At 63.9% G+C, this 13131-nt stretch carries 10 protein-coding genes; 5 read left to right on the top strand and 5 right to left on the bottom strand.

The features are described 5' to 3' along the window. Positions 1–30: 30 nt before the first annotated feature. From ABIA90_RS25400 to ABIA90_RS25380, 5 genes are all read right to left on the bottom strand, one after another. A complete protein-coding gene (locus ABIA90_RS25400; protein WP_354119733.1) occupies positions 31–3267 on the bottom strand; it encodes a bifunctional cytochrome P450/NADPH--P450 reductase in 3237 nt (1078 codons plus the stop codon). 131 nt (positions 3268–3398) lie between these two features. Then, positions 3399–4394 (bottom strand): alpha/beta fold hydrolase, encoded by a 996-nt coding sequence (locus ABIA90_RS25395; protein WP_354119734.1) that lies wholly within the window; start codon positions 4392–4394, stop codon positions 3399–3401. A gap of 10 nt (positions 4395–4404) precedes the next feature. After that, positions 4405–5955 carry a WS/DGAT/MGAT family O-acyltransferase gene (locus ABIA90_RS25390; RefSeq protein ID WP_028157105.1) on the bottom strand — a complete coding sequence of 517 codons (1551 nt, stop codon included), beginning with the start codon at positions 5953–5955 and terminating at the stop codon, positions 4405–4407. 46 nt (positions 5956–6001) lie between these two features. After that, the gene (locus ABIA90_RS25385) at positions 6002–6802 is read right to left on the bottom strand and encodes an esterase/lipase family protein (RefSeq protein WP_071915884.1); all 801 of its coding nucleotides are present in this window, start codon (positions 6800–6802) and stop codon (positions 6002–6004) included. Next, positions 6803–7060: a DUF6489 family protein gene (locus ABIA90_RS25380; RefSeq protein WP_071915885.1), complete on the bottom strand. Its 258-nt coding sequence runs from the start codon at positions 7058–7060 to the stop codon at positions 6803–6805. It abuts the gene before it with no gap. Between the two features lie 385 nt (positions 7061–7445). On the opposite strand from ABIA90_RS25380, the gene ABIA90_RS25375 reads away from it, so the two are divergent. The 5 genes from ABIA90_RS25375 to ABIA90_RS25355 all read left to right on the top strand — a co-directional run bounded on the left by ABIA90_RS25375 (position 7446) and on the right by ABIA90_RS25355 (position 13109). Next, positions 7446–9041 (top strand): ABC transporter substrate-binding protein, encoded by a 1596-nt coding sequence (locus ABIA90_RS25375; RefSeq protein WP_354119735.1) that lies wholly within the window; start codon positions 7446–7448, stop codon positions 9039–9041. Positions 9042–9145: 104 nt separating this feature from the next. Beyond that, positions 9146–10126: an ABC transporter permease gene (locus ABIA90_RS25370; protein WP_063984746.1), complete on the top strand. Its 981-nt coding sequence runs from the start codon at positions 9146–9148 to the stop codon at positions 10124–10126. A 10-nt stretch (positions 10127–10136) separates the two neighbouring features. Further along, positions 10137–11108: an ABC transporter permease gene (locus tag ABIA90_RS25365; protein ID WP_354119736.1), complete on the top strand. Its 972-nt coding sequence runs from the start codon at positions 10137–10139 to the stop codon at positions 11106–11108. A 28-nt stretch (positions 11109–11136) separates the two neighbouring features. Next, positions 11137–12123, top strand: a complete 987-nt coding sequence (locus ABIA90_RS25360; protein ID WP_085404387.1) for an ABC transporter ATP-binding protein — start codon at positions 11137–11139, stop codon at positions 12121–12123. After that, positions 12120–13109, top strand: a complete 990-nt coding sequence (locus ABIA90_RS25355) for an ABC transporter ATP-binding protein (RefSeq protein ID WP_085404388.1) — start codon at positions 12120–12122, stop codon at positions 13107–13109. The genes ABIA90_RS25360 and ABIA90_RS25355 overlap by 4 nt, the downstream gene beginning before the upstream one ends. The last annotated feature ends 22 nt before the right edge of the window (positions 13110–13131 follow it).

Here is a 13131-nt window from a genome sequence, read left to right as displayed (position 1 = left end):
GCGAGAGCTTTAGCACGATCGGGCGAACAATCACCCTCCTGCCCAGACGTCCAGCACATACCGGTTCTTCGCGCCCATCTCCTCGATCCAGCGCGCAGCCGTGGCGGCATCGCTGCCACTCTTCTCGCGATGGATCGCGACGAGCGCGGCCTTTACATCGGGCTCCATCTTGCCGCCGTCGCCGCAGACATAGATGATTGCGCCCTGCTCGATTAGCGGCCAGACCCTGTCCTTCTGCGCCGCAAGCATGTGCTGCACATAGGTCTTCGGTCCGTCCGCGCGCGAGAACGCGGTGAACAGCTCCGTGACGCCACTTGCCGCCATCCCCTTCAGCTCATCCGCGTAGAGAAAATCCTGGTCGGGATGGCGGCAGCCGAAGAACAGCATGGCCGGACCGAGCGCGGCGCCCTTCGCCTTGCGCGCAGCGCGCTCCTGGAGGAAGCCGCGGAACGGCGCAAGCCCGGTGCCCGGGCCGATCATGATGATCGGGACCGATGACTCATCCGGGAGCCGGAAGCCGGCCTTGGTCTCGCGCACGGTGGCATAGATCGCATCGCCCGCACGCCGGTTGGAGAGATAATTCGAGCAGATGCCTTTGTAGACACCGCGCCCGGAGGCAGCCGGCCCTTCGACCACGCCGACCGTGACGCTGCATCGCGCCGGGTCGACCGACGGCGAAGAGGAGATCGAGTAATAACGCGGCGCCAGCAGCGAGAGCATTTCCAGGTAAACGTGGAACGGCAACTCGCAGGCCGGATATTCGAGCAACATGTCGAACACCGATTTGCGCCTGGCCAGAATCTCGGTGCGATAGCGCTCGAGCGGCTCGGCCTCCTCGCCAACGAAGGCCAGCAGCTTAGGCTTGGTGACCGGGCAGCGGGTGTGCTCGGCCATGATCTGGATCTGCTTCCGTGTCGCCACCTGCTGCAACTCGACGAACTCGCTGAGCAGGCGTCCGACCGAGACGGCATTGCCGACCGGCAGCTGCGCGCGCCGGCCTTCGGCGACCTGAAGCCTGATCTGGTCCGCCGGCAGGAAGCCGAAGCGACGGGCAACCGAATCCACCAGCGTCGGATCATTGCGCGGGACCACACTCAGATGATCGCCGACCCGGTAGGTGATGTTGGACGGCAGCTGCACCTCGATATGGCGCGTCGAACGCTCCGACGGATTGGCGCCGGACTTGTTCTGAAGCTCGTCATTGACCAGCACCTTCATCGCGACAGCACCGCCCTGGGCCACGATGGTGTTGACGGCGGTCACCGCCACCGGCTCGATCGCATAGAGCGGATCGTCCTCTGCGGTGCGGGTGAAATTCCAGTCGATGCCGAATTCCTTGGTGGCAACCTGCGCGGCCGCAGGGAACCATTTCTGGAACTGGCCGTCGAGATCGCTGCGCGCATCGCCTTCGCCGCGCGGATAGACCGCGCGCGCACCATGCTTCGACAATTGCTCGTCGATGAAGCGCGGCACCGATTGATAGGTTGCCGCCCAATCGCTGTTGCCGCAGCCGAACACGGCGTAGCGCACATTGGCAAAGGCATCCTTCGGCAGATCGTCGCCGAGCCATTTGACGAATTGCGTCGCATTGTCAGGCGGCGCGCCGTTATAGGAGGCGCAGATGATCAGCACGCCGCCCTCCTGCGGCAGCTTGCCGACGTAATCGTCGAGCGGCCCGAGATGCACGGCAAAGCCGTTGATCTCGGCAAGGTCGGCCATGCGCGTCGCAAGCTCCTCGGCCGTGCCGAGGTTGGAGCCGTACAGCACCAGCATCGGCGTGTTGTGGCCCGGCCGCGTCGTCGGCTGACGCGGTGCTCTCGGCGCTGAAACTGCAGCTGCGATCGGCCCGCCATAAGCACCGCGCTCGCGATCGGCGCGCGGACGTACCTTGATCTTGAAGCCCTCGGGCTTCATGGTCAGCGTTTCTTTCAGATGCATCTGATAGCGCTGATGGTCGATCAGCTTGAAGCGCTGGAGGATCATGCCGAGCGCGAGTGCCGCCTCGTGCATCGCAAAACCGCGGCCGATGCAGGCGCGCTGGCCGTTGCCGAACGGCTTCCAGGCGTTGATCGGCCGCTTGGCCTCCGCCTCGCGGCTGAAATTCTCGGGATCGAAGGCGTCCGGATTCGGACCCCAGACCGAGGGATCGCGATGCAGCGCCGTCACCAGGATGGTGATGAAGGTGCCCTTCCTGAGCCTGTAGTTGCCGCCGCCGATGGTCTCGTCGTTCAGCGGCGAGATGCCGTAGGCCGGCGCCGGCGGCCACAGCCGCAGAGCTTCCTTGAGGATCTGCGTGATGTAGGTGAGCTGCGTCACCTGCTGGTAGGTCGGCTTCGCGTTGACGTCGGGGCCGAAGACGCGGTCGACCTCGTCATAGGCCTTCTTGAGAATGTCCGGGTGCTTGAGCAGAGCGTAGAGCGTGTAGGACAGCAGGCCGCTGGTGGTCTCGTGGCCCGCGATCAGGAACGTGTTGATCTGGTAGCGGATGTTGATGTCGTCAAGCTGCTCGCCGGTCGAGCGGTCGACGCCTGTCATCATCGCGGCGAGCATGTCTTTCTTATCGTCGATCCCTTCCGCGCTCTTGCGGCGCTCGGCGATGATCTCGTCGACCATCTTGTTCATGAAGGCGACGTCTTCGGCGAGCGTCTTCCGGCGCTTCTGCATCCAGAGCTGCTCGAACGGCAGGCCGCGCGTCATCATGATGGTTTCGAGCGAGCGCACCAGCGACTCGACGAAGGGATGGTAGTCGCGCCGATAGAAGGAATTGAAGCGGTACTCGAAGCCGCACAGGCCGATCGTGTCCAGCGTCAGCGCGGTCATGTCATGGACGACGTCGATCTCGTCGTCGGCGTTGAGCCGCTCCCATTTGTTGACGAGCTGCTCGGCGATATCGACCATGCTCGGGTGATAGGACTGCATGGCGCGGTTGCCGAACGGCTGAAGCAGGATGTTGTGCGCCTTGCTCCAGTTCGGCTCGCGGGTGTCGGCCGTGAACAGGCCGTCACCGCCGACCGCTCGCACACGGCGCAGCGCACCGCGCACCGTCTTGTCGAAGCACTTCTCGTCGGAGAGCTCGTCGACGAGATCGTGGCCGGAGACGACGACGATCGGCGAGCCCATCATGTCGAGCCAGAAGATCGGCCCAAGCTCCTTGGCAAGCCGGGTCAGGTGCTGCACCGGCGCGGCCGAATCCAGCGACAGCATGTTGCCGACCACCGGCTTGGTCGGCGGCTGCGGAATCGGGTCCAGACGGTTCTTGGATGACATCGAAATGTAGTCCCCCTGCCTCAATGTCGTCATTGCGAGCGAAGCGAAGCAATCCAGAATATATCCGCGGAGGCAGTCTGGATTGCTTCGTCGCTTCGCTCCTCACAATGACGCGTTCGCAACGACGAGCGTTAGCCAAACCGCCTTCTACGCCATTCGATCAACTTGGCGCTGACCTCTTCCGGCTTCTCCTGCTGCGTCCAATGGCCGCTGTCGCGGACCAGATATTTTTCGAGATCGGGAATCAGCTTGTCCATGCCATCGGCGGAAGACGGCGGCAACACCGCGTCGTTCTCGGCCATGATCATCAGCGACGGCACGCGCACCGTATGATCGAGCCCTTCGGTGCGCGTCCAGTTGCGCGACATGTTGCGGTACCAGTTGATGCCGCCGGTGAAGCCCGTTCTGGTGAAATTGTCGACGAACACCTTTTTCTCTTCCGGCGACAGGATCGGCGTGCGCGGATCGTGCTTCGCGTCGTAAGCCGCAATCATCTGCGGAAACGCCAGATTGACCCGCGGCGAAGCGCCCACGCCGGCAATCACTTCCTCTGCCGGCGCATCGGGCGGGCGCGGCGCCGGCTTGCGCATGAACGCATCGAATGTCTGCTCGACGCGACTGCCAAAGATCCTGTCGGGTTCGCGCGCCGGATCCTGGAATTGCACGATGTACATCTTGTCGCCGAAGCGCGCGCGCAGCAGTTCGATCGGATCGGCCCAGGCACGGTTGGTATGAGGCGTGTTGATGCCGACCACCCCCGCAACCCGGTCCATGTGCCGCAACGGCATTTGCCAGACGATGAAGCCGCCCCAGTCGTGACCGACGAAGATTGCCTTGTCGATCTGGAGGTGATCGAGGAGCCCGACGAGGTCGCCGGTCAGATGTTCGATGTCGTAGGCCTCGACCGGCTCGGGCCGGTCGGTCGCGCCATAGCCGCGCTGGTCCGGCGCGATCACCCGGATGCCGGCCTCGCTCAGCGCCTTGATCTGGTGACGCCAGGAGAAGGCGAGTTCCGGCCAGCCGTGGCACAGCACGATCGGCGGCTTGTCGCTGACCGGGCCCGCCTCGTAGTAGCCCATGCGGATTCCGTTCGTCTGCACGAACTTGAGCGGTGGCATTTCAATCATCGCAATATTCCTACTCTGCGGCGCCCTTGACGTCGGCCGCCGGCGGCGCGTAGGCCGCTTCCAGCGCGGCGAACTCCTCCGGCAGCATGTCGCACATCACCTGCACGTGCGGAATGATGTTGGCGCCGACGATGAAGCCGAAGTCGAGCTGGTCGCGATAGCTCTGCACGGTGATGTTGAGCGCCTGTCCATGGGTCGAGATCGACACCGGGAAGATGTGCAACAGCTCCGCGCCGGCGGCATAGAGCGTCTGCCGCGGCCCCGGCACGTTGGACACCGTGATGTTGGCCGCCGGCGGCAGCACATCCGACAGGTTCGAGCGGCTGTAGAGCAGCGCCAGAACCTGCACCATCATCGGCGCACCCAGCATCGAGATGTTGGAAATCTGCGGCATCAGAGCCCGCAACGGATGCGACATCTCCTTGGACTTGGTCGACTGCGCGATGATCGCCTCCAGCCGCGCCTTGGGATCGTCGATATTGGTCGCGATCGAGCAGATCATGCCGAACACCTGGTTGTTGGCTTCGGTGTTGCCTTCCTCACGCAGCGAGATCGGCACGGCGGCGGTCAGCGATTTCGCCGGCAGCGTGCCATATTGCTGGAGGTAGCGCCGGACCACGCCGGAGGCGAGCGCCAGCACCACGTCGTTGAGCTTGCCGCCGGCCTGCTTGGCGAGCGCCTTTGAACGCGACAGCGAGATCGAGACGCCGGCAAAGCTGCGTTCCGAGGAAATCGTCTTGTTCAGCATGGTCGGCGGCGACACCATGCTGGCGAGGCTTTCCCGGGATTTCGGATCGGAGATTTTGCCGAGCACGTCGGAGACGCTCTTCACCATGGTCGGGATGTTGCCGGCGAAGCGCACCGCGCTCTCGATCTGGTACATCGCATTGTCGAACAGGATCGAACCGATGTCGCTCTTGCCCGTGCGCGGCAATTGCAGGTTCTTCGCGGCGGCCGAGGCATCGAGCGGCTGGGTGAAGAGCTGCTGATAGGAATCGAGCAGGTTGGCGGCGATGTCGCGCGGCTCCTGTCCGGGCTTGCTGCCCGCCGTCGGCGGATCGACCTTCCGGGGGGTGGGCGAGATATCGTAGATCATGTTGGTCAGCGCCGCCCCGGCGCCGCCGTCGATGGCGGCATGGTGCATCTTGGAATAGAGCCCGACCTCGTTGTCCTTCATGCCCTCGAACACGTAGAACTCCCAGAGCGGCCGGGCGCGGTTCAAGAGCTTGGCGTGCATCCAGCCGACGATCCGTTCGAGCGTGGCGCGGTCGCGCGGCTGCGGCAGGCTGGCGCGGAAGATGTGGCGGTCGATGTCGAATTGGTCGTCCTCGACCCAGGAGGGATGATCGATATCAAGCGGCGCCTTCTCCAGCCGTGCCTTCAGGATCGGCGCGATGTGCAGGCGCGAGACGATCATCGCCTTGAAGTCTTCGAAGAAGTCGCCCTTGTAGTCGTCAGGCAGGCGAAAGATCGCCATGCTGCCGACATGCATCGGCATCTCCGGCGTTTCCAGATAGAGAAATGATGCGTCCAGCGACGACAGCTTCTTACCGTCAGCCATAGTTCCCTCCGCTCGTTTTGACGGGCGCCTTTGCCGGCGCTTCTCGTCAGGCCGATACTGCCCGTTCCGGCGGGGCATATGCAATGGCAAACGGCCCTGCCCGGTCAAAGGGCCAGAATTCCCCCTCCGGTTGCGCCAGGCGGTCCGCCACGGCCCACAGCGCCGCGGGGTTCACACCGAGCCCGATATGGCTCGCCAGATGCACCTCGATGTTCTCGGCACGGTCGGAGGGCCGCAACAAGCAGGTTCGCCAGTTCACGATACCGTCGGCGCGCGAGTAGATCGACGTCGCCGGCACCGGCAGATCGCCGGCGATCGCCTCGCGCAGTTCGGCAAAGTCCTCGACACGGTCGCCGGACAGCGCTTCGTACAGCCGCGTGGCGTTGGTCGCCCGCACGTCGTTGGCAAACGGGCTGCCGAGCGTGACGACATAACGGACCATCTCGGGCGCCTGGAGCGCGAGATCGCGGGCATAGACGCCGCCGAGACTCCAACCGACCAGGCTGACCTTGCGTCCGCTCGTGGCGTGGATTTCGACGAGGCGCGTCCGCAAGGCTTCCCTCGTCCGCCCCAGCCCACCGAGATTGCGACCCATCCGCCAGGCATGCGCCTCATAGCCGAGTTCGCTAAGATAGCGCCGCATCGGTGCCATCGAGAGATCGCTGGCAAGAAAGCCCGGCAGTGCCAGCACCGGATGGCCGTCGCCCCTGGGCGCGCGCATCAGGAGCGGCGACAGCATCAGGCTGGCGTTGAATTCGAACAGTCCACGCGCTTCGGCCAGCAGCATGCCGAGGCTCGGCGGACGAAGCCGGCCCGACACCTGCGGCTCGTCCGGCCCGGGCGGCATTTATTTCTTCTTGTCGCCGCTGCGCGGGCTGCCGAGGCCGGCCATGGTGACGAACATGTCCTGAAACCGCTCCGCGATCTTCGGATCGAAGGTGAACCAGCTCTGGATCAGCGATTCCGGCGAGACCTTGTCGATGTTGGACATCATCTGCTGTTGCAACTTGTCCATCACGGCGGTCTGCATCGGCATCACGTCGGGTAGTCCGAAGAACTGGCGGGCTTCAAGGGGGGTGCAGTCAATTTCGATGTTAACTTTCATGTCCCCTCCAGATGAGATTCGAGCGGCCTGTCGCAGTATCGCCGCGAGACGGTATGCAACGCAAGCGACCTGAGGCTGGCGGCCGACCTTGCTTCCGCGATCGGCGGATATGGTCAATGAAATCGCGCCCGCCATGAGCCCGCTTCCTCGGCGCCCGGCGGGGCACGAGGGCCCCGCGGCCGGGGACTTCACCGATCGAAAGTCGAATATCGCCCGCGAACCCCTCGCCGCCAGATTGTCGGCCAGCATTGCTGCACAGCGGCGCAACTTGGCGCGTTCCTTGCTGGAATGGCGCTTGCACGGGTCGTGAACTCTGGGCAACATGGATTGGGACGCCCGCCGAACAATCAAAAATCACGGCGCGGCAGAGTGGAGAGGGTCAAGAATGTCAGTCGGTCGAACTCTGTTTGCGGCGACGCTCGCCGGTACGCTTGCGTTGACGGTCTCGTCGGCGTCGAGCCAGACGCTACGTTATGCCAACCAGGGTGACCTGAAGTCGCTCGATCCCTATACCCTCAACGAGAGCACCACTCACGCCCATCTCGGTCACGTCTATCAAGGCCTCACCGCGCGCGACAAGGACCTCAAGATCATCCCGGCGCTGGCGGAAAGCTGGGAAACCCCGGAGCCGACCCGCTGGCGCTTCCATTTGCGCAAAGGCGTGAAATTCCACAACGGCGATCCCTTCACCGCCGACGACGTGCTGTTCTCGGCCGATCGCGTCCGCAAGAAGGGGTCCAACATGCAGACCCGCCTTGCTCCGGACGTCAAGGTGATCAAGGTCGACGACTACACCGTCGATTTCGTCCTGCCCTCGCCCAATCCCATCCTGCATAACGCGTGGGATGTCTGGTACATCATGGACAAGAAATGGGCCGAGGAGAACAACGTCGTCGACCCGACGCCGGTGGCGGCGACCACGCCGAGCTACGCCTCGCTCCACGAAAACGGCACCGGTCCCTTCACCATCGAAAGCCACCAGCCCGGCGTGAAGACGGTGTTCAAGGCCAACCCCAATTACTGGGGCAAGGTCGAAGGTAACCTCAAGGAGATCATCTTCACCCCGATCGCCTCCGACGCCACCCGCGTCGCCGCGCTGCTGTCGGGCGAAGTCGACGTCATCGAGCCGGTGCCGATCCAGGACATCTCCCGCGTCGATTCGAGCCCTAACGCCCAGGTGCTGAAGGGGGCGGAGCTGCGCACCATCTTCATCGGCTTCGATCAGATCCGCGACGAGTTGCTCTACTCCAGCATCAAGGGCAAGAACCCATTCAAGGACATCCGCGTCCGCGAGGCCTTCTACAAGGCGATCGACATCGAGCTGATCAAGACGCGCGTGATGCGCGGGCTGTCGACGCCGTCGGCGTTGATGATCGCTCCGGAATTGTTCCTGCTGTCCAAGGAGTTCACCCGGCCGAAATTCGACCCTGAAGGCGCCAAGAAGCTCCTGACCGAGGCCGGCTACCCCGACGGCTTCGAGGTCACCATGGATTGCCCGAACGATCGCTACGTCAACGACGCCGCGATCTGCCAGGCCGTCGTCGGCATGCTCGCCCGCATCGGCGTCAAGATCAATCTGCTGGCGCAGCCCAAGGCGCAATACTTCGCCAAGGTGTTGAAGCAAGGCGGCTACCAGACCTCGTTCTACATGCTGGGCTGGACGCCGAGCACGATGGATTCCCACAACGTGCTCTTTGACATCATGGGCTGCCGCGACGATGCCAAATCCTCGCGCGGCGAAGCCAATCTCGGCGGTTACTGCAACAAGGAGTTCGACGCCATCACCGACAAGGTGCTGGTCGAAACCGACACCGCCAAGCGCAACCAGCTGATCAAGCAGGCCTACGAAATCGGCAACAAGGACTGGTCCTACATCCCGCTGCACCAGCAGGCGCTGGCCTGGGGCGTATCAAAGAAGGTCAACCTGCCGCAGCGCGCCGACAATCTGGTCATGTTCCACTGGGCGACCAAGAAGGAATAGCGACAGTTGAACACGAGGTCCCGGCAGCGTCAGGCTTCCGGGACCTTTCCTTTTCCGGCTGACAAAGACGTCAGCCAAACGCACACCCAAGGATAGTGGAAGGCATGCTCGCTTTCACTCTTCGCCGCGCCCTTCAGGCCATCGGCGTCATGTTCGCCGTCGGCATCATCGCGTTCTCGATGTTCCGCTTCGCCGGCGACCCGGTCAACCAGATCGTCTCGATCGATACGTCGGCGGCCGAACGCGAAGCCGTGCGCAAATCGCTCGGCCTCGATGATCCCGTGCCGGTGCAGTTCGTCCGCTATTTCGGCAACGCCGCGCAGTTCAAATTCGGCGTCTCCTATCAGTTCCGTCAGCCGGTCTCTACGCTGTTGATGGAGCGCATGCCCGCGACGCTGGAACTGGCGATCTGCGCGACCGTATTCGCAATGGTGTTCGGCATCCTGATGGGCGTCTATTCGGCGCTCAAACGCGACACCGTGCTCGCCAAATTATTCCAGGCGGTTTCGCTGATCGGCATCTCGTTGCCGACTTTCCTGATCGGCATTCTCCTGATCTATCTGTTCGCGGTGACATTGGGCTGGTTGCCCTCGTTCGGTCGCGGCGAGGTGGTCAAGCTCGGCTGGTGGACGACGGGGCTGCTCACGCTGTCGGGCCTGAAGGCGCTGATCATGCCCTCGATCACGCTCGGCCTGTTCCAGATGACCCTGATCATGCGGCTGGTGCGCGCGGAAATGCTGGAAGTGCTTCGGACCGACTATATTCGCTTCGCTCGGGCCCGCGGGCTGACCACCCGTGCCATCCATTTCGGCCACGCACTGAAGAACACGCTCATTCCCGTCATCACGGTGGCCGGACTACAGTTTGGCTCGGTTATTGCATTTTCGATCATCACCGAAACCGTATTCCAATGGCCCGGCATGGGACTTCTGTTCGTGCAGGCCGTGCAAAACGTCGATATCCCGATTATGGCCGCCTACCTGCTGATGGTCTCTCTGATTTTCGTCACCATCAATCTGGTGGTCGACATCCTCTACACCGTGGTCGATCCGCGCCTGCGCTCGACCATCGGCCGCGCCGCATGAGGCAGCCTCCATGTCCGACGTAGTCGCCTCAAATTCCGACAAGCAGAGCACGCTGCCGACGCATGCCGCCCGCAGCTGGCTCAGCCGCGCGCTCGACAGCGACATTTTCTATTCGTTCCGCCGCTCCAAGCTGACCATGGTGGCGGCGGCCATTACCGTGCTGTTCTTCCTGCTCGCGATCTTTGCATCGGCACTCGCGGTGCAGAACCCGTTCGATCCGGCGCAGCTGCAATTGATGAACTCGCGGATCTCACCGCTCTGGACCGCCGACGGCCAGAGCCCGTTCCTGCTCGGCACCGACGAGCAGGGCCGCGACGTGTTCTCCGCCATCCTCTATGGCTTGCGCATCTCGCTCGCCGTCGGCGTCGCCGGCGTGGTCTTCGCCGGCGCGCTCGGAATCGCACTCGGCCTGACCGCCGGCTATTTCGGGGGCGCGGTCGACGGCGTGATCATGCGGATCGCCGACGTGCAGCTGACCTTCCCCGCCATTCTGATCGCGCTGCTGGTCAACGGCATCGCGAAATCGATCCTCGGCAACCGGCTGGATGCCAACAGCATGCTGGTGGTGCTGGTGATCTCGATCGGGCTTAGTTTCTGGGTCGGATATGCCCGGACGGTGCGCGGTTCCGTGATGGTCGAGAAGAACAAGGATTACGTGGCCGCAGCGCAGCTGATCGGCCTGCCCGCGCCAAAGATCATGCTGCGACACGTACTGCCCAACACGATGGGACCGATCCTGGTCATCGCCACCATCAACCTCGCGCTTGCCATCATCACCGAGGCGACCCTGTCCTTCCTCGGTGTCGGCCTGCCCGACACCATGCCGTCGCTCGGGACGCTGATCCGCATCGGCAACAACTATCTGTTCGCGGGCGAATGGTGGATCGTCGCCTTCCCCGGGCTTGCGCTCGCCGCGCTGATCCTGTCGATCAACCTGCTCGGCGACTGGCTGCGCGACGCGCTCAACCCGAAACTTCGATGAGCAAAGCTTCGATGAAAACGCCTCGCCCATGACCGAACCCGTTCTCTCCGTGCGCAATCTTCAGGTCGAGTTCGCCTCTCGCCGCGGCACGCTGCGCGCGATCGACGGCGTCTCGTTCGACATCGCCAAGGGCGAGGTGCTCGGCGTGGTCGGCGAATCCGGCGCCGGCAAGTCCGTCACCGGCCTGGCGGTGATCGGCCTGATCGATCCGCCCGGTCGCATCGCCGGCGGCGAGATTCGTCTCGCCGGCCAGCGCATCGACAATTTGCCCGCCGAGCAGATACGCCGCATCCGGGGAAAACGGATCGGCATGATCTTCCAGGATCCCCTCACCTCGCTCAATCCGCTGTACCGCGTTGGCGACCAGATCATCGAGACGATCAAAACCCACCTGAACCTGTCCGAGACGGCCGCCCGCCGCCGCGCCATCGACCTGCTCGCCGAGGTCGGCATTCCCGCGCCGGAAAAGCGCATCGACGGCTATCCCCACGAATTCTCCGGCGGCATGCGCCAGCGCGTCGTGATTGCGCTGGCGATCTGCGCCGAGCCCGAGCTGATCATCGCGGACGAGCCGACCACCGCGCTCGACGTCTCCGTGCAGGCGCAGATCATCTCGCTGATCAAGCGGCTCGGGCGCGATCACGGCACCGCCGTGATGCTGGTGACGCACGACATGGGCGTGATCGCGGAGACCTCCGACCGGGTCGCGGTGATGTATGCCGGCCGCGTCGCCGAGATCGGCCCGGTACAGGACGTCGTCAGGAATCCGCTGCACCCTTACGCCAAGGGCCTGATGGGCGCGATCCCGACGCTTGCCGGGGACGACAAGCGCCTGGTGCAGATCCCCGGCTCCATGCCGCGCCTGTCGGCGATCCCGCGCGGCTGCTCGTTCAATCCGCGCTGCGCCTTCGCCTTCGATCGCTGCCGGGTTGAACGGCCGGAGCCACTATCGCGCGGCACACAGTCCGTTGCCTGCCATCTCTACGACACCGTGCCTGCGGAGAGCGCGGCATGAGCACGCCCTTCGTCCAGGCCACAAATCTGCGCCGCGTCTTCGACGTCTCAAAACCCTGGCTCAACCGCGTGCTCGAAGGCGGGCATCTCGAATATCTCAAGGCTGTCGATCACGTTAGCTTCGACATCAGGAAGGGCGAGACCTTTGCGCTGGTCGGCGAGTCCGGCTCGGGCAAGACCACGGTGGCGCGAATGGTCGTCGGCCTGTTGCCGCCGAGTTCCGGCAACGTGCTGATCGACGGCATCTCGATGACCGATCCACGGCAGGCGCAGGCGCGGCGAAAACTGCGCCGCCGCATCCAGATGATCTTTCAAGACCCCTATGCGAGCCTGAACCCGCGCTTCCGGGTCGATGCCATCATCTCCGAGCCGATCCGCGCCTTCGACCTGATCCAGGGCGAGCGCGACATCCAGGCGCGCGTCGGCGAACTGCTCAGCCTTGTCGGGCTGCATCCCGACGACCGGTTGAAATTTCCACACGAATTCTCCGGCGGCCAGCGCCAGCGCATCGCGATCGCGCGAGCGCTCGCCTCCGATGCGGAGTTCATCGTTTGCGACGAGCCGACCTCGGCGCTCGACGTCTCCGTGCAGGCGCAGATCCTGAACCTGATGCGCGACCTCCAGGACAAGTTCGGCCTGACCTACATGTTCATCAGCCACAACCTCGCCGTGGTCCGCCACATGGCGAGCCGCGTCGGCGTGATGTATCTCGGCCGCATCGTCGAGATCGCGGAGGGACGCGAGCTGTTCGCCCGACCGCGCATGCCCTACACCAAGATGCTGCTGGGCGCCGTGCCCGATCTCGCAATGTCGGGCCGCCAGCGTATTCCGGTGAAGGGCGAGATCCCGAATCCGATCAATCCGCCGCCCGGCTGCGCCTTCAATCCGCGCTGCCCGCTGGCGTTCGATCTCTGCCGCAAGGAAGCCCCGGAACTGATCGCCGGCGTCGCCTGCCATGCGGTGAACACCGCGCCGGTCCCGGCGTGACGCGCGCGTGCCATGCGGTCCA

The organism is Bradyrhizobium sp. LA6.8, assembly GCF_040547935.1.
Classification (GTDB): Bacteria; Pseudomonadota; Alphaproteobacteria; order Rhizobiales; family Xanthobacteraceae; genus Bradyrhizobium; species Bradyrhizobium barranii.
This window is presented reverse-complemented; position numbering and strand designations above follow the sequence as displayed.